We start from the raw sequence: 16571 nt of genomic DNA, 5'->3' as shown, positions 1-16571 counted from the left end.
GCGCTCACCGGTGACGAGAGCGATGATCAGACGCGGCGCTTCTTGCGCGGACGGCAGCCATTGTGCGGGATCGGGGTCACGTCGCGGATGGACGTGATCATGAAACCTGCAGCCTGGAGCGCGCGCAGAGCCGATTCACGACCCGAACCCGGACCGCAGACTTCGACTTCCAGCGACTTCATGCCGTGTTCCTGGGCCTTCTTGGCGCAGTCTTCGGCAGCGATCTGGGCGGCGAACGGGGTCGACTTGCGCGAGCCCTTGAAGCCCTTTGCGCCAGCCGACGACCATGCGATCGCATTGCCCTGCGCGTCGGTGATGGTGATCATCGTGTTGTTGAAGGTCGAGTTGACGTGAGCGACACCCGACGAGATATTCTTGCGCTCGCGACGGCGAACGCGGACGGCTTCCTTAGCCATGGTATTCCTTTCGTTGATCTCTTCACCGCCGTAATGCCAGCGGCTACACCGGAACGGCGCCTATATGGTCCCGCTCCAAACTCAAAAGAGGCCGGCGCAGACCGCCAGCCTCCCTACCCCGGTTTCCCGGAAATTACTTCTTCTTACCAGCGATTGCCTTTGCCGGGCCCTTGCGGGTGCGGGCATTGGTGTGCGTGCGCTGGCCGCGGACCGGAAGGCCGCGGCGATGACGCAGGCCGCGGTAGCAGCCGAGGTCCATCAGGCGCTTGATGTTCATCGCGGTATCGCGACGAAGATCGCCTTCGACCTGATAGTCGCGGTCAATGGCTTCGCGGATCTGAAGGACTTCTGCGTCCGTCAGCTGATGCACACGACGTTCAGCCGGGATACCGACCTTCTCGACGATTTCCTGTGCGAATTTCGGACCGATCCCGTGAATGTAGGTCAGCGCAATAACAACGCGCTTCGCAGTCGGGATGTTGACGCCAGCGATACGTGCCACGCCTGTTCTCCTTGCATTCCAGTTGCCATCCGGCAAGTGGGCTTCGTTATGCGGTCTTTAGAACCGCCCGTTCAGATTTACGTCCGTAACATGTCAAAACGACCGCACCCGGACTTCCCTGGGAAATCCGCGCCGATCGCATGGAATGTCGCGAGTTGGCGCGGTGTTTAGCGGAATCACTGCTGAAAAGCAACCGTTCCGCCAAGTTTATTTTCAAAGCCTTAAAGCTTGGAAAGAATGCTTTCGACCTCGGCAGTCACCTGATCGATGTCCGCCATGCCGTCCACGGACTTGAGTTTGCCCTTGGCATGGTAATAACCGATCAGCGGCGAGGTTTCCTTGTAGTAGACCTGCAGCCGAGCCGTCATGGTCTCCGGATTGTCATCGGGACGGCGCTTGAAGTGCGTCGAACCGCACTTGTCGCACACGCCTTCGGCAGCCGGAACCTTATCGCTATCGTGATAGACGCTGCCGCACTGCGCGCAGGAATAACGACCGGCGACACGGCGGATCAGTTCGGCATCATCGACACGGAATTCGATGACGACGGACAGGCCGAGACCCTTTGCCCTCAGCATCGCCTCGGTGGCATCCGCCTGGACGAGCGTCCGCGGGAAACCGTCAAGAATGAAGCCATTGGCGCAATCGGGTTGATCGATTCGCTCGGAAACGATGGCGATGACGATCTCATCCGAGACGAGTTTGCCGGCGTCCATGACCGCCTTGGCGCGCTTGCCGACATCCGTACCGGCGTTGACCGCTGCACGCAGCATGTCTCCCGTGGAAAGCTGCGGAATGCCGTGCTTTTCCACGATCCGCTGGGCCTGGGTTCCCTTACCCGCGCCCGGCGGCCCCAAAAGGATAAGTCTCATCGCCCCCTCTTTCCTCCACGCAACTTCGATTTCTTGATCAGGCCTTCGTATTGCTGCGCGATCAGGTGACCCTGGATCTGTGCAACCGTATCAAGAGTTACGCTAACCACGATCAAAAGCGAAGTCCCACCAAGGGATAATGGGATGCCGGTTTGCGACACCAAGATCTCCGGAAGGATGCAGACGAAGACGAGATAGATCGCGCCGATCACCGTGATGCGGGTCAGCACGTAGTCGATATATTCGGCAGTGCGCTCGCCCGGACGGATGCCGGGAATGAAGCCGCCATGCTTCTTCAGATTGTCGGCCGTGTCCTTCGGATTGAAGACGATGGCCGTGTAGAAGAAGGCGAAGAAGGCGATCAGCGCCGCGTAGAGCACCATGTAGAGCGGCTGGCCGTGGCCCAGCGCCGCGACGATCGACGTCGCCCAGGAGGGCATAGCCGTGGTGTTGGCAAAGCCCGCAAGCGTTGCCGGCAGCAGCAGCAGCGAGGAGGCGAAGATCGCCGGGATGACGCCCGAGGTGTTGAGCTTCAGCGGCAGGTGCGAGGTATCGCCCTGGAACATGCGGTTGCCGACCTGGCGCTTCGGATACTGAATCAGCAGCCGGCGCTGCGCACGCTCGACGAAAACGATCACGCCGATGACGCCGATCGCCACAATGATGACGAGCAGGATGAGGAAGGTCGACAGCGCGCCGGTGCGGCCGAGCTCGAGCGTGCCGGCAAGGGCCGTCGGGAGACCGGCGGCGATGCCGGCGAAGATGATCAGCGAGATGCCGTTGCCGATGCCGCGCGAGGTGATCTGCTCGCCGAGCCACATCAGGAACATCGTGCCGCCGAGCAGCGTCAGAACGGTGGAAACACGGAAGAACCAGCCCGGATCGACGACGAGGCCCTGGCCGCTCTCAAGACCGGCGGCAATGCCGTAGGCCTGCAGCGCGCCGAGGATGACGGTGCCGTAGCGGGTATACTGGTTGATGATCTTGCGGCCCTGCTCGCCCTCCTTCTTGAGGTTTTCGAGCGCCGGCACGACCGAGGTCATGAGCTGCACGATGATCGAAGCAGAGATATAGGGCATGATGCCGAGCGCGAAGATCGCCATGCGCTGAACGGCGCCGCCCGAGAACATGTTGAAAAGGCCGAGAATGCCGCCTGCCTGGCCGCGGAAAGCCTGGGCATAGGCTTCGGGATTGAGGCCCGGAAGCGGAATATGGGTGCCGAGCCTGTAGACGAGGAGAGCTGCCAGTGTGAACCACAAGCGCTTCTTCAAATCCTCGGCTTTGGCAAAGGTCGAAAAATTGAGGTTGGATGCCAATTGTTCCGCTGCAGAAGCCATGCGTTTCTCCGCGCTACCAATTCCGGCGTCTCTGGGGGATAGGCCGGCCCCGGAATCAGTATGAAAATTATTCAAAACCGGGTTCAGAACGGATTGCAATGCAACCCCATGCCTCACCCTCGTTTTAGTCTTACCGGTATGACGCGGGCGCGCCAGCCAAGTTTTTGTGAGGCCCACATATGGGAGCAAAATCGCCCGGTGTGAAGCACCCCGGGCGATATATCATCAGATTATTATTCGGCAGCAGCCGGAGCCGAAAGCAGCGTCACGGTGCCGCCGGCCTTTTCGATCTTCTCGACGGCAGGCTTGGAGGCGCCTGCAACGACGATCGTCACCTTGGCCTTGAGCTCGCCATCGGCGAGAACGCGAACGCCGTCCTTGGGGCGACGGATGACGCCAGCGGCCTTGAGGGCAGCGGCATCAACGGTCGCCTTGGCGTCGAGCTTGCCGGCGTCGATTGCCGCCTGGATACGGCCGAGCGACACGACAACAAAATCGGAAGCGAAAATGTTGTTGAAGCCGCGCTTCGGCAGGCGACGATAGATCGGCATCTGGCCACCTTCGAAGCCGTTGATGGCGACGCCCGAGCGGGACTTCTGACCCTTCACGCCGCGACCACCGGTCTTACCCGAGCCCGAGCCGATACCGCGGCCGAGACGCTTGCGGCTGTGGGTCGAGCCTTCGTTGTCCTTGATTTCATTCAGTTTCATGAGCGTTTCCTCCGTCTCACTTCTCGTCGACGACGCGAACGAGATGCTGGACAGCACGGATCATGCCACGAACCGAAGGAGTATCCTCCAGCGTGCGGCGACGGTGCATCTTGTTCAGTCCGAGACCGATCAGCGTGCGCTGCTGAACATCCGGACGGCGAATCGGGCTGCCGATCTGTTCGATCGTGACAGTCTTCGCTTCAGCTTTCTTGGTAGCCTTGGCCATCTGTCAAACTCCTCTTATTCTTCAGAGGCGTTGCCGGAGGCGCTACGACGAGCCTGCAGCGTTGCATACTTGATGCCGCGCTGAGCTGCGATGTCCTTCGGGTGAACCTGGTGCTTCAGAGCGTCGAAGGTGGCGCGAACCATGTTGTAGGGGTTCGACGAACCGGTCGACTTGGCGACGACGTCGTGCATGCCGAGCGTTTCGAATACGGCGCGCATCGGACCGCCGGCGATGATGCCGGTACCGACCTTGGCCGAACGCAGCAGAACCTTGCCGGCGCCATGGCGGCCATGGACGTCGTGATGCAGCGTACGGCCGTCACGCAGCGGTACGAAGATCAGTTCGCGCTTGGCGGCTTCGGTTGCCTTGCGGATGGCTTCCGGCACTTCACGTGCCTTGCCATGGCCGAAGCCGACGCGGCCCTTCTGGTCGCCGACGACGACGAGTGCTGCGAAACCAAAACGACGGCCGCCCTTGACGACCTTGGCGACGCGGTTGATCGCGACCAGCTTGTCGACGAATTCGCTATCGCGCTCTTCACGGCTCTGGCGGTCTTCCCGCTGCGGCCTTCTTTCCTGTGCCATTGTCCTCTTCCTTTTTCTTTTCCGGGTGCAATCGGCAAACACATGTGGACCGCATCAGCCTCCCCTTTCGGGAAGTGCCTGCGGTCCGGCGAAAATCCGGCCGGCGCTGAAAGCGTCCGGCCGGAAACTGATCAGAAGGTGAGACCGCCTTCGCGGGCCGCTTCGGCGAGAGCCTTGATGCGGCCGTGATAGATGAAGGCGCCACGGTCGAACACGACTTCCGTAACACCGGCCTTGGAGGCGCGCTCGGCAACGAGCTTGCCTACGACGGCAGCGGCGGCGGTATCGGCACCGGTCTTCAGAGAACCGCGCAGATCCTTTTCGAGGGTGGAGGCAGACGCGAGCGTCTTGCCGGCCACATCATCGATGACCTGGGCGTAGATGTTCTTCGAGGAGCGATGAACCGACAGGCGCGGACGGCCATTGGCCACCGACTTGAGTTGACGGCGCACGCGGTTGGCACGACGTGCAAGTGCTTCTTTCCTGCTAGCCATTTCGCGTGATCCTTACTTCTTCTTGCCTTCTTTGCGGACGATCCGCTCGTCGGCGTACTTGACGCCCTTGCCCTTGTAAGGCTCGGGACCGCGATATTCGCGGATTTCGGCGGCAACCTGGCCGACCTGCTGCTTGTTGATGCCGCTGACGATGATTTCAGTCGGCTTCGGAACAGCGATCGAGATACCGACCGGCGGCTCATAGATCACGTCGTGGCTGAAACCGAGAGCCAGCTGCAGGTTCTTGCCCTGCATGGAGGCGCGGTAACCAACGCCGTTGATTTCAAGCTTGCGCTCGAAACCGTCCTTGACGCCCTTGAAGATGCCTTCGATCATCGTGCGGGACATGCCCCACTTCGAACGTGCATCCTTGGTCTGGCTGAGCGGCGTTACGACGACCGCGTTATTTTCGAGCTTGAGGCTGATTTCGTCGTTAGCAACGAAAAACAGCTCGCCCTTCGGACCCTTTGCAGTCACCTTCTGACCATCGACCGTAGCCGTGATCCCAGCAGGTACCTGAACGGGCTTTTTACCGATACGAGACATGTTTCTATCCTGTCTGTTCGCTATGGAGACCCCTGCCCGATCTTAGAAGACCGAGCAAAGAACCTCGCCGCCAACGTTCTGTTCGCGAGCCTGGTGATCGGCCATCACACCCTTCGGAGTCGAAAGGATGGTGATGCCGAGACCGTTCGCGACCTGCGGAATGGACTTGACCGAGACATAAACCCGGCGGCCCGGCTTGGACACACGGCCGATCTCACGGATCACCGATGCGCCTTCATAATATTTCAGCTCGATGCTGAGTTCCGACTTGCCATTGCCGAAATCGACAACGGAATAGCCACGGATGTAGCCTTCGGACTGCAGGACATCGAGAACACGCGCACGGAGCTTGGACGCAGGCGTCGAGACCGACGACTTGCGGCGGGAAGCGCCGTTGCGGATGCGGGTGAGCATATCGCCCAACGGATCAGTCATTGTCATGTAACCTGCTCCTTACCAGCTCGACTTGACGATGCCCGGCACCTTGCCGAGATTGCCGAGTTCACGCAGCGCGATACGCGACATGCGCAGTTTACGGTAATATGCGCGCGGACGCCCCGAGACTTCGCAACGGTTGCGAATACGGGTCTTCGATCCATCGCGCGGCAGGGATGCCAGCTTGATCGAGGCCTTGAACCGCTCTTCGATCGGAAGAGCCTGGTTCATGATGATCGCCTTCAACGCAGCCCGCTTAGCGGCCTGGTTGGCGACCGTAGTACGGCGGCGCTTGTTCTTTTCAACTGCGCTTGTCTTCGCCATGTCAGGTTCCTTTTCTACGCTCGTCGTTACGGTTATTGACGGAACGGGAAGCTGAACTCTTTCAGAAGAGCCCGTGCTTCGTCGTCGGTCGTCGCCGTCGTGCAAACGATGATGTCCATGCCCCACATCTGATCAACCTTGTCGTAGTTGATCTCAGGGAACACAATGTGCTCCTTGATGCCCATGGCGAAGTTGCCACGGCCGTCAAAGCTCTTCGGGTTCAGGCCGCGGAAGTCGCGAACGCGCGGGAGCGCGATGTTCACGAGACGGTCCAGGAACTCGTACATGCGGGCGCCGCGAAGGGTAACCTTGGCGCCGATCGGCATCTGTTCGCGGACCTTGAAGCCTGCGATAGAGTTGCGTGCGCGGGTGATGACCGGCTTCTGGCCGGCGATCGCTGCGAGGTCGGCGGCAGCAACCGTCGGCTTCTTCGAGTCAGCGGTCGCTTCGCCAACACCCATGTTGATCACGATCTTGTCGAGCTTCGGAATCATCATCTCGTTGGCGTAGGAGAACTGCTCCTGCATCGCCTTGCGGATGCGCTCGACATATTCCTTCTTGAGCCGTGGCTCGTATTTTGCCTCAGCCATCGATCACTTCTCCAGAACGCTTGGCCACACGGACCTTCTTGCCGTCAACAACCTTGAAACCGACGCGGGTCGGCTTACCGTCCTTGTCGACGATTGCAACGTTGGACAGGTGAACCGAGGCTTCCTTGTTGATAATGCCGGCTTCCTGGGTCTGCGTCTGGCGCTGGTGGCGCTTGACGACGTTGACGCCACGAACGACGGCACGATCTTCCTTTGGCATGACCTGGACAACTTCGCCGGTGCGGCCCTTGTCCTTGCCAGCGAGCATGACGACCTTGTCGCCCTTACGAATCTTCTGCATCGCTTCGCTCCTTACAGTACTTCGGGAGCCAGCGAGATGATCTTCATGTGGTTCTTGGCGCGAAGTTCGCGCGGAACCGGTCCGAAGATACGGGTGCCGATCGGCTCTTTCTTGTTGTCGATGAGGACTGCTGCGTTGGTGTCAAAGCGGATGACGGAGCCATCCGGACGACGGATATCCTTGGCGGTACGAACGACAACCGCCTTCATCACGTCACCCTTCTTCACACGGCCGCGCGGGATCGCTTCCTTGATCGAAACGACGATGACGTCGCCGATCGAGGCATACTTGCGCTTCGAGCCGCCCAGCACCTTGATGCACATGACACGACGTGCGCCGGAATTATCCGCGACGTCGAGGTTTGTTTGCATCTGAATCATATCAGGTCGCCTTCTTGGTTTACCGGAATGGTTGGGCTAGCCCCCTACTCCGGCTTATGAAAATTTTCGCCGGCCGAGCTGCCATGACGGCAACACAGACGCGGCAATAGCTGAATAGCGCGGGGTCGATCGTGCCAGGGTGGTTTCCCGAACGGGACCTTCCGTGCGCTCAAAGCAAAAGAACGCCCGGCATTCGAGCGTTCTGACGCTGCTTCATACAGATATTTCGGCGAGACGCAAGGCCTCGCACAAAATTCTGTTACTTGCCCTGGGCGGAAATCACCGTCCAACGCTTGTCCTTGGAAATCGGCGCGCATTCCTCGATGGATACGGTATCGCCGATCTTGTACTGGTTGTTCTCGTCGTGGGCCTTGTACTTCTTGGAACGACGAACGGTCTTCTGGAGCAGCGGGTGAGCGAAACGACGCTCGACACGAACCACTACCGTCTTCTCGTTCTTGTCGCCAACGACGACGCCCTGCAGGATGCGCTTCGGCATATTTTTCTTCCTTTAGGCCTTAACTTCTGCCGCCTTCTGGCGGGCAATGGTTTTCACGCGGGCGATGTCCTTGCGGACTTCGTTGATGCGCGAGGACTTTTCGAGCTGGCCGGTCGCCTTCTGGAAGCGCAGGTTGAACTGCTCCTTCTTCAGCTTGGCAAGCTCGTCCTTGAGTTGGTCGGCGGTGAACCCGCGAACATCTGAGGCTTTCATGAGCTCAATCCCTTACTCTGCAATGCGCTGAACGAAGCGCGTCTTGACCGAGAGCTTGGCAGAGCCGAGACGAAGCGCCTCGCGGGCGATTTCTTCGCTGACACCGTCGATCTCGAACATCATACGGCCGGGCTTGACCTTGCATGCCCAGTATTCAACGGAGCCCTTACCCTTACCCATACGGACTTCGGTCGGCTTTGCGGTTACCGGAACGTCCGGGAACACGCGGATCCATACACGGCCGGCGCGCTTCATATAACGCGTGATCGCGCGGCGGGCCGCTTCGATCTCGCGCGCGTTGACGCGGTTGGGTTCCTGAGCCTTCAGGCCGAATTCGCCGAATGCCAGGTCAGAACCGCCCTTGGCGACGCCCTTGATGCGGCCCTTGAACTGCTTGCGGTACTTGGTACGCTTTGGCTGCAACATTTTCTTATTCTCCGAACTTCTCTGCCACGCGCGCTATCAAGCGTTGTCGCGGCGACGGTCTCTGTCGCGGTCACGGTCACGGCTTGCCGGACCCTGGGCGTCACCTTCCATCGCACGGCGCTCGGAAGCCATCGGATCGTGCTCAAGGATTTCGCCCTTGAAGATCCAGACCTTGATGCCGCAGATGCCGAATGCGGTTTCTGCTTCAGCCGTGCCGTAGTCGATGTCGGCGCGCAGCGTGTGCAGCGGCACACGACCTTCGCGGTACCATTCCGTACGGGCGATTTCAGCGCCGCCGAGACGGCCGGCGCAGGTGATCTTGATGCCTTCGGCGCCAAGACGCATCGCGGACTGAACGGCGCGCTTCATGGCGCGGCGGAAAGCCACGCGGCGCTCGAGCTGCTGGGCGATCGACTGAGCGACCAGCGTCGCGTCGACTTCGGGCTTGCGCACTTCGACGATGTTGAGGTGCGTTTCCGAATTCGTCATGTCCGACAGCTTCTTGCGGAGCTTGTCGATGTCTGCGCCCTTGCGGCCGATGATGAGGCCCGGACGTGCCGAGTGGATCGTGACGCGGCACTTCTTGTGCGGACGCTCGATGACCACCTTGGAGATCCCGGCCTGCTTCAGTTCGCTCATGACGAACTTGCGCATCTTCAGGTCTTCGTGCAGCAGCTGGCCGTACTCGGCATTGTCCGCGAACCAGCGGCTATCCCAGGTACGGTTGATGCCAAGACGGAAACCGATTGGATTGATTTTCTGACCCATTATGCGGCCTCCTCTACTGCCTGCACTTCACGAACGACGATCGTCAGGTGCGCGAAGGGCTTTTCGATGCGCGACGCGCGACCACGGCCACGAGCGTGGAAACGCTTCATGACGATCGACTTGCCGACATAGGCCTCGGCGACGACAAGCGAGTCGACGTCGAGATCGTGGTTGTTCTCGGCATTGGCGATCGCAGATTCGAGCGTCTTCTTGACGGCGCCTGCGATGCGCTTGCGGGAGAACTCCAGCTCAGCGAGTGCGCGCTCGACCTTCTTGCCACGGATAGCCGCAGCAACCAGGTTGAGCTTCTGGGGGCTGACGCGGAGCGTGCGGGCGACTGCTTGCGCCTCGTTGTCCTTCAGCCGGCGTTCGGCTTTTGCCTTGCCCATTGTTACTTCCTCTTCGCCTTCTTGTCCGCGCCGTGACCGTAGTAGGTGCGGGTCGGAGAGAATTCACCGAATTTGTGGCCGACCATGTCTTCATTGACGCTGACCGGAATATGCTTGCTGCCGTTGTAGACGCCGAAGGTAAGACCGACGAACTGCGGCAGGATCGTGGAGCGACGGCTCCAGATCTTGATCACTTCTGCACGTCCGCCTTCACGAACCTTCTCAGCCTTCTTGAGAAGATAGCCGTCAACGAACGGACCTTTCCATACTGAACGAGCCATTGGAGACTTCCTCTCTTACTTCTTACGCTGATGACGCGAGCGCATGATCATCTTGTCGGTCGACTTGTTCGACCGGGTGCGCTTGCCCTTGGTCGGCTTGCCCCAGGGTGTCACCGGATGGCGACCACCAGAGGTGCGGCCTTCACCACCGCCGTGCGGATGGTCGACCGGGTTCATGACGACGCCGCGGTTATGCGGACGCTTGCCGCGCCAAACCGTACGACCGGCCTTGCCGTCGTTGATGTTGGCGTGATCCGGGTTGGAGACGGCGCCGATCGAAGCAAGGCAGGAGCCATGGACGAGACGCTGTTCACCGGAGTTCAGGCGAAGGATCGCCATGCCCTGGTCGCGGCCGACGAGCTGTGCGTAGCCACCGGCGGAGCGAGCGATCTGACCACCCTTGCCCGGCTTCATTTCCACATTGTGGATGATGGAGCCGACCGGGATGAACTGCAGCGGCATGGTGTTGCCGGGCTTGACGTCAACAGCCTTCTCGGAAGCGATGACCTTGTCACCGGCAGCGAGGCGCTGCGGAGCGAGGATATAAGCCTTTTCGCCATCAGCATAGGTCACCAGCGCGATGAACGCCGTGCGGTTCGGATCGTATTCGATACGCTCGACGGTGCCTTCGACGTCGAACTTGCGACGCTTGAAGTCGATCAGACGATAGGTGCGCTTGTGACCGCCGCCGATGAAGCGGGCGGTGATGCGACCGAGGTTGTTACGACCGCCGCTCTTGGTCAGACCTTCCGTCAGCGCCTTGACCGGCTTGCCCTTGTAGAGGGCCGAGCGGTCGACGATGACCAGCTGGCGCTGGCTCGGGGTGATCGGATTGAATGTTTTCAATGCCATTTTCTTATACCTCAGAGACCGGTGGAGACGTCGATCGTCTGGCCTTCAGCCAGGGTTACGACAGCCTTCTTCACGTCCTTCTGCTTGCCGACGAAACCGCGGAACCGCTTGGTCTTGCCCTTGCGCAGCAGAGTGTTGACGGCCGTAACCTTGACGCCGAACAGCGCCTCGACAGCAGCCTTGATTTCCGGCTTCGTCGCCTGCTTGGCGACATTGAAAACAACCTGGTTGTTTTCGGATACCAGCGTGGACTTTTCGGTGATCGCCGGGGAGACGATCACATCGTAGTGGCGAAGATCGGTCACTTGAATCGCTCCTCTAGCGCTTCAACCGCAGCCTTGGAAAGCACGAGCTTGCCGCGGCGCACGATGTCGTAAACGTTGATGCCCTGGATCGGCAGAACATCGATGTTCGGGATGTTCTGAGCTGCGAGCTTGAAGTTGCCATCAAGCTCTGCGCCGCCGATGAAGAGGGCGTTGGTCAGGCCGAGCGTCTCGAAAACGGACGCGAGAGCCTTGGTCTTGGCTTCGGTGGCAACCAGGTTGTCGATGACGATGACGTCATCGGCCTTGATCTTGGCCGAAAGGGCATGGCGAAGGCCGAGTGCACGAACCTTCTTGGGAAGATCATGCTCGTGGCTGCGCACGACCGGGCCGTGAGCCTTGCCGCCGCCGCGGAACTGCGGAGCGCGAGCCGAATGGTGGCGGGCGCGGCCCGTACCCTTCTGCTTGTACATCTTGGCGCCGGTGCGCGAAACTTCAGCGCGGCCCTTAGCCTTGTGCGTGCCCTGCTGCTTCTTGGCAAGCTGCCAGCGGATGACGCGGGCGAGAATGTCTTCGCGGGGCTCGAGGCCGAAAATCGCGTCCGAAAGGGAAACCTTCCCGGCGTCTTTTCCCTCGAGGGTCTTGACGTTCAATTCCATTGATCTGGCTCCCTTACTTCGCGGCCGACTTGACGGCGTCGCGCACGATGATCCAGGCACCCTTGGAACCAGGAACAGCACCCTTGATCAGGATCAGACCACGATCTTCGTCGGTCGAAACCACTTCCAGGTTCTGCGTCGTGACACGCGTCTGGCCCATGTGACCAGCCATCTTCTTGTTCTTGAAAACCTTGCCCGGATCCTGGCGCGAGCCGGTCGAACCGTGCGAGCGGTGCGAAACCGACACACCGTGCGTGGCGCGCAGACCGCCGAAACCGTGGCGCTTCATGGCGCCGGCAAAACCCTTACCGATCGTCGTGCCCGTCACGTCGACGAGCTGACCGGCTGCAAAGTGACCCGCCTTGATCTCAGTGCCGACTTCGAGCAGCTGATCTTCCGACACGCGGAATTCTGCGACCTTGGCCTTCGGCTCGACGTTGGCAACGGCAAAGTTGCCGCGCATCGCCTTCGACGTGTTCTTCACCTTCGCCTGGCCGGCACCGAGCTGAACTGCGGTATAGCCATTCTTTTCGACAGTGCGCGTGGCAACGACCTGGACGGCCTCCATGCGCAGTACCGTTACCGGGACATGCTCGCCGGCGTCGTTATAGACGCGGGTCATTCCCACCTTCTGTGCAATCACACCTGAACGCATCGGTTCAATCCTTCTCACTCAGCCCGAAGACCCGAGGTCTCAGAGCTTGATCTCAACATCGACACCGGCGGCGAGATCGAGCTTCATCAGCGCGTCTACCGTCTGCGGGGTCGGGTCAACGATATCGAGAAGGCGCTTATGCGTGCGCATCTCGAACTGTTCACGGCTCTTCTTGTCGATGTGCGGGGACCGGTTGACCGTAAACTTCTCGATGCGGGTCGGAAGCGGAACGGGGCCCCGGACGCTGGCACCGGTGCGCTTCGCCGTCGATACGATCTCGCGCGTGGAGGCATCGAGAATCCGGTGATCGAACGCCTTCAGGCGGATGCGGATATTCTGGCCGTTCATTCGACTTTATCCTTGTGTCTGTTATCCGCGTGTCACCATTGAGGGACACGACTTACCTTCAGTTACGTTAGCGGGCCACCGGTTTCAAAGATCGAGAGGGACACCCAGATCGGCGTCCCTATCCTTTCCTTGGGCCTGGTGGCCCAGCCGCTAATTACTCGACGATCGAAGCGACGATACCGGCGCCGACGGTGCGGCCGCCTTCGCGGATAGCGAAGCGCAGCTTTTCTTCCATCGCGATCGGAACGATCAGCTCGACGGCAACCGTGACGTTGTCGCCCGGCATAACCATCTCCGTGCCTTCCGGCAGCGTCACAATGCCCGTCACGTCGGTCGTGCGGAAGTAGAACTGCGGACGGTAGTTGGTGAAGAACGGCGTATGACGGCCACCCTCTTCCTTCGTCAGGATGTAGGCTTCCGCCATGAACTTCTTGTGCGGCTTGACAGAACCCGGCTTGCAGAGAATCTGACCACGCTCGACGCCGTCACGGTTCACACCGCGGATCAGCGCGCCGATGTTGTCGCCGGCCTGGCCCTGATCGAGCAGCTTGCGGAACATTTCAACGCCGGTCACCGTCGTCTTCGAGGTCGGGCGGATGCCGACGATCTCGACTTCTTCGCCAACCTTGACGATGCCACGCTCGACGCGGCCGGTCACAACCGTGCCGCGGCCCGAGATCGAGAACACGTCTTCGATCGGCATCAGGAACGGCTGGTCGATCGGACGCTCAGGCGTCGGGATGTAGGCGTCAACCGCAGCCATCAGCTCGCGGATCGCGTCTTCGCCGATCTTCTTGTCCGAATCTTCGAGAGCAGCGAGCGCCGAACCCTTGACGACCGGGATATCGTCGCCCGGGAAGTCGTAGGACGACAGCAGTTCGCGAACTTCGAGCTCGACCAGTTCGAGAAGCTCGGCGTCGTCAACCTGGTCGACCTTGTTCAGGAACACCACGATCGCCGGAACGCCGACCTGGCGGGCCAGAAGGATGTGTTCGCGCGTCTGCGGCATCGGGCCGTCAGCGGCCGAGCACACCAGGATCGCGCCGTCCATCTGGGCAGCACCGGTGATCATGTTCTTGACGTAGTCGGCGTGGCCGGGGCAGTCGACGTGCGCGTAGTGGCGGGCCGGCGTCTCATATTCGACGTGTGCCGTCGAAATGGTGATGCCACGAGCCTTTTCTTCCGGAGCCGCGTCGATCTGGTCGTACGCCTTGAACTCACCGAAGTACTTCGTGATCGCTGCCGTCAGAGACGTCTTGCCGTGGTCAACGTGGCCGATCGTGCCGATGTTGACGTGCGGCTTGTTGCGCTCAAACTTACTCTTTGCCATTTTCGGCTCTCCGTTTTGCTAGTCCCCGAGGGGATCTAATTCTTGTTATCGGTCAATTGGTATGCCGGTCACTTCTGACCGGAATACTTTGCCTGGATTTCTGTTGCGACGTTCGACGGGACCGGCGAATAGTGATCGAAGGTCATCGTGTACTGAGCGCGGCCCTGAGACATGGAGCGCAGGTTGTCGACGTACTTGAACATGTTCGCGAGCGGAACGTTCGCGTTGATGACGACGGCGATACCACGGCTTTCCTGGCCCTGGATCTGGCCGCGACGGGAGTTCAGGTCGCCGATGACGTCGCCGACGTAATCTTCCGGGGTCACGACTTCGACCTTCATCATCGGCTCGAGCAGCTGAGCGCCGGCCTTCTTGGCTGCTTCACGGAAGCAGGCACGCGATGCGATTTCGAAGGCGAGAACCGAGGAGTCGACGTCGTGGAAGGCGCCGTCGATGAGGGTCGCCTTGACGCCGAGCATCGGGAAGCCAGCCAGCGGACCCGAAGACAGGACGCTTTCGATGCCCTTCTGGACGCCGGGGATGTATTCCTTCGGAACGGAACCACCGACAATCTTCGATTCGAACTTGAAGTCGTCGCCGTCCGGGTTCGGTTCGAAGATGATCTTGACGCGCGCGAACTGGCCGGTACCACCGGACTGCTTCTTGTGCGTGTAGTCTTCTTCGTGCGTCCGGGTGATGGTTTCGCGGTAGGCAACCTGCGGCGCGCCGACGGTTGCTTCGACCTTGAATTCACGACGCATGCGGTCGACGATGATGTCGAGATGCAGTTCGCCCATGCCGGCAATGATGGTCTGGCCGGATTCCTGGTCGGTCTTGACGCGGAAGGAAGGATCTTCAGCAGCCAGGCGGTTGAGCGCGAGGCCCATCTTTTCCTGGTCGCCCTTGGTCTTCGGCTCGATGGCGATCTGGATGACCGGCTCGGGGAATTCCATGCGCTCGAGGATAACCGGCTTCAGCGGATCGCAAAGCGTGTCGCCCGTCGTGGTTTCCTTGAGGCCGGCGAGAGCGACGATGTCGCCTGCGAAGGCTTCTTCGATGTCTTCACGCGAGTTGGAGTGCATCTGCAGCATGCGGCCGACGCGCTCGCGCTTGTCCTTGACCGTGTTCATGACCGACGCGCCCTTTTCGAGCTTGCCGGAGTAGATGCGGGCGAAGGTCAGCGAACCGACGAAGGGGTCGTTCATGATCTTGAAGGCGAGCATGGAAAGCGGCTCGTTGTCGTCGGCGTGACGCTCGATGTCAGCTTCCGTCTTGAAGTCGATGCCCTTGATCGCCGGGATGTCCATCGGCGACGGCAGGTAGTCGACGACGGCGTCGAGCAGCGGCTGCACGCCCTTGTTCTTGAAGGCGGTGCCGCAGAACATCGGGTGGAACTTGACGTCGATCGTGCCGCGGCGAACCAGCGCGCGGATCTGATCGTTGTCGGGCAGAACGCCTTCGAGATAGGCTTCCATGGCGGCTTCGTCGATATCGACGACCGTCTCGATCAGCTTTTCGCGATATTCTTCGGCCTTGGCCTTCATATCCTCGGGGATCTCGACGACATCCCACTGGGCGCCGAGCGACTCGTCGCGCCAGATGAGAGCGTTCATCTCGATGAGGTCGATGACGCCCTTGAAGTCGCTTTCAGCGCCGATCGGCAGCTGCATGACGACAGCCGTTGCGCCGAGACGGGTCTTGATCATCTCGACGGAGCGGTAGAAGTCCGCGCCGGTCTTGTCCATCTTGTTGCAGAAGATCATCCGCGGGACGTTGTACTTCTCGGCCTGACGCCAGACGGTTTCCGTCTGCGGCTCAACACCTGCGTTGGCGTCGAGCAGCGCGATGGCGCCGTCGAGAACGCGCAGCGAACGCTCGACTTCGATGGTGAAGTCGACGTGGCCGGGGGTGTCGATGATGTTGAAGCGGCGCATCTTGCCGTCACGGCCCTTCCAGAAGGTCGTGGTGGCAGCAGAGGTGATCGTGATGCCACGCTCCTGCTCCTGCTCCATCCAGTCCATGGTGGCTGCGCCGTCGTGGACTTCGCCGATCTTGTGCGACTTGCCGGTGTAGTAAAGGATACGCTCGGTGGTCGTGGTCTTGCCGGCGTCGATATGCGCCATGATACCGAAATTGCGGTAATCTTCGATCTTATATTCGCGAGCCATTGT

27 protein-coding genes are annotated in these 16571 nt (G+C 60.3%); all 27 read right to left on the bottom strand.

Features of this window, described 5'->3' with window-relative positions:
* Positions 1 to 26: 26 nt before the first annotated feature.
* Positions 27 to 416 carry a 30S ribosomal protein S11 gene (rpsK, locus tag FHX10_RS15155; protein WP_003547577.1) on the bottom strand — a complete coding sequence of 130 codons (390 nt, stop codon included), beginning with the start codon at positions 414 to 416 and terminating at the stop codon, positions 27 to 29.
* 133 nt (positions 417 to 549) lie between these two features.
* Positions 550 to 918, bottom strand: a complete 369-nt coding sequence (gene rpsM, locus FHX10_RS15150) for a 30S ribosomal protein S13 (protein ID WP_003573772.1) — start codon at positions 916 to 918, stop codon at positions 550 to 552.
* Between the two features lie 221 nt (positions 919 to 1139).
* Entirely contained in the window at positions 1140 to 1790 is a 651-nt protein-coding gene (locus FHX10_RS15145; protein ID WP_029868130.1) for an adenylate kinase, read from the bottom strand.
* The gene (gene secY, locus FHX10_RS15140) at positions 1787 to 3127 is read right to left on the bottom strand and encodes a preprotein translocase subunit SecY (protein ID WP_029868128.1); all 1341 of its coding nucleotides are present in this window, start codon (positions 3125 to 3127) and stop codon (positions 1787 to 1789) included. The genes FHX10_RS15145 and secY overlap by 4 nt, the downstream gene beginning before the upstream one ends.
* Before the next feature lie 233 nt (positions 3128 to 3360).
* Positions 3361 to 3837: a 50S ribosomal protein L15 gene (rplO, locus tag FHX10_RS15135; protein ID WP_029868127.1), complete on the bottom strand. Its 477-nt coding sequence runs from the start codon at positions 3835 to 3837 to the stop codon at positions 3361 to 3363.
* Positions 3838 to 3853: 16 nt separating this feature from the next.
* Complete coding sequence (gene rpmD, locus FHX10_RS15130; RefSeq protein ID WP_003547566.1) at positions 3854 to 4063, bottom strand: 50S ribosomal protein L30; 210 nt, start codon at positions 4061 to 4063, stop codon at positions 3854 to 3856.
* Positions 4064 to 4077: 14 nt separating this feature from the next.
* Positions 4078 to 4647: a 30S ribosomal protein S5 gene (rpsE, locus tag FHX10_RS15125; protein WP_003573784.1), complete on the bottom strand. Its 570-nt coding sequence runs from the start codon at positions 4645 to 4647 to the stop codon at positions 4078 to 4080.
* 131 nt (positions 4648 to 4778) lie between these two features.
* The gene (gene rplR, locus FHX10_RS15120; RefSeq protein ID WP_029868126.1) at positions 4779 to 5141 is read right to left on the bottom strand and encodes a 50S ribosomal protein L18; all 363 of its coding nucleotides are present in this window, start codon (positions 5139 to 5141) and stop codon (positions 4779 to 4781) included.
* Positions 5142 to 5153: 12 nt separating this feature from the next.
* Complete coding sequence (gene rplF / locus FHX10_RS15115; protein WP_029868125.1) at positions 5154 to 5687, bottom strand: 50S ribosomal protein L6; 534 nt, start codon at positions 5685 to 5687, stop codon at positions 5154 to 5156.
* Between the two features lie 42 nt (positions 5688 to 5729).
* Positions 5730 to 6128, bottom strand: coding sequence for a 30S ribosomal protein S8 (gene rpsH, locus FHX10_RS15110; protein WP_003547562.1), 399 nt, complete (start codon positions 6126 to 6128; stop codon positions 5730 to 5732).
* A 12-nt stretch (positions 6129 to 6140) separates the two neighbouring features.
* Positions 6141 to 6446 (bottom strand): 30S ribosomal protein S14, encoded by a 306-nt coding sequence (gene rpsN, locus FHX10_RS15105; RefSeq protein WP_003573787.1) that lies wholly within the window; start codon positions 6444 to 6446, stop codon positions 6141 to 6143.
* Positions 6447 to 6478: 32 nt separating this feature from the next.
* A complete protein-coding gene (gene rplE, locus FHX10_RS15100) occupies positions 6479 to 7036 on the bottom strand; it encodes a 50S ribosomal protein L5 (RefSeq protein WP_003573788.1) in 558 nt (185 codons plus the stop codon).
* The gene (rplX, locus tag FHX10_RS15095) at positions 7029 to 7337 is read right to left on the bottom strand and encodes a 50S ribosomal protein L24 (protein WP_003587195.1); all 309 of its coding nucleotides are present in this window, start codon (positions 7335 to 7337) and stop codon (positions 7029 to 7031) included. The genes rplE and rplX overlap by 8 nt, the downstream gene beginning before the upstream one ends.
* Before the next feature lie 11 nt (positions 7338 to 7348).
* Positions 7349 to 7717, bottom strand: coding sequence for a 50S ribosomal protein L14 (gene rplN / locus FHX10_RS15090; protein ID WP_003573790.1), 369 nt, complete (start codon positions 7715 to 7717; stop codon positions 7349 to 7351).
* A gap of 259 nt (positions 7718 to 7976) precedes the next feature.
* Positions 7977 to 8216, bottom strand: coding sequence for a 30S ribosomal protein S17 (rpsQ, locus tag FHX10_RS15085; RefSeq protein WP_003547557.1), 240 nt, complete (start codon positions 8214 to 8216; stop codon positions 7977 to 7979).
* A gap of 12 nt (positions 8217 to 8228) precedes the next feature.
* Positions 8229 to 8429, bottom strand: coding sequence for a 50S ribosomal protein L29 (gene rpmC / locus FHX10_RS15080; protein ID WP_003547556.1), 201 nt, complete (start codon positions 8427 to 8429; stop codon positions 8229 to 8231).
* Between the two features lie 12 nt (positions 8430 to 8441).
* Positions 8442 to 8855 carry a 50S ribosomal protein L16 gene (gene rplP / locus FHX10_RS15075; protein ID WP_003573792.1) on the bottom strand — a complete coding sequence of 138 codons (414 nt, stop codon included), beginning with the start codon at positions 8853 to 8855 and terminating at the stop codon, positions 8442 to 8444.
* A 36-nt stretch (positions 8856 to 8891) separates the two neighbouring features.
* On the bottom strand, positions 8892 to 9623 hold the full coding sequence (gene rpsC, locus FHX10_RS15070; protein WP_003587196.1) for a 30S ribosomal protein S3: 732 nt from the start codon (positions 9621 to 9623) through the stop codon (positions 8892 to 8894).
* Complete coding sequence (rplV, locus tag FHX10_RS15065) at positions 9623 to 10012, bottom strand: 50S ribosomal protein L22 (RefSeq protein WP_007626081.1); 390 nt, start codon at positions 10010 to 10012, stop codon at positions 9623 to 9625. The genes rpsC and rplV overlap by 1 nt, the downstream gene beginning before the upstream one ends.
* Positions 10013 to 10014: 2 nt before the next feature.
* Positions 10015 to 10293, bottom strand: coding sequence for a 30S ribosomal protein S19 (gene rpsS, locus FHX10_RS15060; protein WP_003573797.1), 279 nt, complete (start codon positions 10291 to 10293; stop codon positions 10015 to 10017).
* Positions 10294 to 10308: 15 nt separating this feature from the next.
* Complete coding sequence (gene rplB, locus FHX10_RS15055) at positions 10309 to 11145, bottom strand: 50S ribosomal protein L2 (RefSeq protein WP_003573799.1); 837 nt, start codon at positions 11143 to 11145, stop codon at positions 10309 to 10311.
* Positions 11146 to 11156: 11 nt separating this feature from the next.
* Positions 11157 to 11450, bottom strand: coding sequence for a 50S ribosomal protein L23 (locus tag FHX10_RS15050; RefSeq protein ID WP_003547550.1), 294 nt, complete (start codon positions 11448 to 11450; stop codon positions 11157 to 11159).
* Positions 11447 to 12067 carry a 50S ribosomal protein L4 gene (rplD, locus tag FHX10_RS15045; RefSeq protein WP_029868123.1) on the bottom strand — a complete coding sequence of 207 codons (621 nt, stop codon included), beginning with the start codon at positions 12065 to 12067 and terminating at the stop codon, positions 11447 to 11449. Before rplD ends, FHX10_RS15050 begins: the two co-directional genes overlap by 4 nt.
* A 13-nt stretch (positions 12068 to 12080) precedes the next feature.
* Positions 12081 to 12722 carry a 50S ribosomal protein L3 gene (rplC, locus tag FHX10_RS15040; protein ID WP_028757604.1) on the bottom strand — a complete coding sequence of 214 codons (642 nt, stop codon included), beginning with the start codon at positions 12720 to 12722 and terminating at the stop codon, positions 12081 to 12083.
* 39 nt (positions 12723 to 12761) lie between these two features.
* Positions 12762 to 13070 (bottom strand): 30S ribosomal protein S10, encoded by a 309-nt coding sequence (gene rpsJ, locus FHX10_RS15035; RefSeq protein WP_003547547.1) that lies wholly within the window; start codon positions 13068 to 13070, stop codon positions 12762 to 12764.
* A 154-nt stretch (positions 13071 to 13224) separates the two neighbouring features.
* The gene (gene tuf, locus FHX10_RS15030; protein WP_028757605.1) at positions 13225 to 14400 is read right to left on the bottom strand and encodes an elongation factor Tu; all 1176 of its coding nucleotides are present in this window, start codon (positions 14398 to 14400) and stop codon (positions 13225 to 13227) included.
* Positions 14401 to 14468: 68 nt separating this feature from the next.
* Positions 14469 to 16568, bottom strand: coding sequence for an elongation factor G (gene fusA / locus FHX10_RS15025; RefSeq protein WP_029868122.1), 2100 nt, complete (start codon positions 16566 to 16568; stop codon positions 14469 to 14471).
* Between the last annotated feature and the right edge of the window lie 3 nt (positions 16569 to 16571).

Origin of the sequence: Rhizobium sp. BK591, from assembly GCF_014195045.1 — a bacterium.
Classification (GTDB): Bacteria; Pseudomonadota; Alphaproteobacteria; order Rhizobiales; family Rhizobiaceae; genus Rhizobium; species Rhizobium anhuiense.
This window is presented reverse-complemented; position numbering and strand designations above follow the sequence as displayed.

Bases quoted from the DNA above. Each gene is read 5' to 3' on its own strand.
- rplX (WP_003587195.1), bottom strand. From the start codon at position 7,337: ATGCAGAAGATTCGTAAGGGCGACAAGGTCGTCATGCTCGCTGGCAAG.
- rplB (WP_003573799.1), bottom strand. From the start codon at position 11,145: ATGGCATTGAAAACATTCAATCCGATCACCCCGAGCCAGCGCCAGCTG.
- rpmC (WP_003547556.1), bottom strand. From the start codon at position 8,429: ATGAAAGCCTCAGATGTTCGCGGGTTCACCGCCGACCAACTCAAGGAC.
- rplP (WP_003573792.1), bottom strand. From the start codon at position 8,855: ATGTTGCAGCCAAAGCGTACCAAGTACCGCAAGCAGTTCAAGGGCCGC.
- rpsS (WP_003573797.1), bottom strand. From the start codon at position 10,293: ATGGCTCGTTCAGTATGGAAAGGTCCGTTCGTTGACGGCTATCTTCTC.
- tuf (WP_028757605.1), bottom strand. From the start codon at position 14,400: ATGGCAAAGAGTAAGTTTGAGCGCAACAAGCCGCACGTCAACATCGGC.
- FHX10_RS15145 (WP_029868130.1), bottom strand. From the start codon at position 1,790: ATGAGACTTATCCTTTTGGGGCCGCCGGGCGCGGGTAAGGGAACCCAG.
- secY (WP_029868128.1), bottom strand. From the start codon at position 3,127: ATGGCTTCTGCAGCGGAACAATTGGCATCCAACCTCAATTTTTCGACC.
- rplD (WP_029868123.1), bottom strand. From the start codon at position 12,067: ATGGAATTGAACGTCAAGACCCTCGAGGGAAAAGACGCCGGGAAGGTT.
- rplN (WP_003573790.1), bottom strand. From the start codon at position 7,717: ATGATTCAGATGCAAACAAACCTCGACGTCGCGGATAATTCCGGCGCA.
- rpsJ (WP_003547547.1), bottom strand. From the start codon at position 13,070: ATGAACGGCCAGAATATCCGCATCCGCCTGAAGGCGTTCGATCACCGG.
- rpsN (WP_003573787.1), bottom strand. From the start codon at position 6,446: ATGGCGAAGACAAGCGCAGTTGAAAAGAACAAGCGCCGCCGTACTACG.
- rpsH (WP_003547562.1), bottom strand. From the start codon at position 6,128: ATGACAATGACTGATCCGTTGGGCGATATGCTCACCCGCATCCGCAAC.
- fusA (WP_029868122.1), bottom strand. From the start codon at position 16,568: ATGGCTCGCGAATATAAGATCGAAGATTACCGCAATTTCGGTATCATG.
- rplO (WP_029868127.1), bottom strand. From the start codon at position 3,837: ATGAAACTGAATGAAATCAAGGACAACGAAGGCTCGACCCACAGCCGC.
- rpsQ (WP_003547557.1), bottom strand. From the start codon at position 8,216: ATGCCGAAGCGCATCCTGCAGGGCGTCGTCGTTGGCGACAAGAACGAG.
- rpmD (WP_003547566.1), bottom strand. From the start codon at position 4,063: ATGGCCAAGGCTACCAAGAAAGCTGAAGCGAAGACTGTCACGATCGAA.
- rplR (WP_029868126.1), bottom strand. From the start codon at position 5,141: ATGGCTAGCAGGAAAGAAGCACTTGCACGTCGTGCCAACCGCGTGCGC.
- rpsC (WP_003587196.1), bottom strand. From the start codon at position 9,623: ATGGGTCAGAAAATCAATCCAATCGGTTTCCGTCTTGGCATCAACCGT.
- rplE (WP_003573788.1), bottom strand. From the start codon at position 7,036: ATGGCTGAGGCAAAATACGAGCCACGGCTCAAGAAGGAATATGTCGAG.
- rpsE (WP_003573784.1), bottom strand. From the start codon at position 4,647: ATGGCACAGGAAAGAAGGCCGCAGCGGGAAGACCGCCAGAGCCGTGAA.
- rpsK (WP_003547577.1), bottom strand. From the start codon at position 416: ATGGCTAAGGAAGCCGTCCGCGTTCGCCGTCGCGAGCGCAAGAATATC.
- rplC (WP_028757604.1), bottom strand. From the start codon at position 12,722: ATGCGTTCAGGTGTGATTGCACAGAAGGTGGGAATGACCCGCGTCTAT.
- rplV (WP_007626081.1), bottom strand. From the start codon at position 10,012: ATGGGCAAGGCAAAAGCCGAACGCCGGCTGAAGGACAACGAGGCGCAA.
- rplF (WP_029868125.1), bottom strand. From the start codon at position 5,687: ATGTCTCGTATCGGTAAAAAGCCCGTTCAGGTACCTGCTGGGATCACG.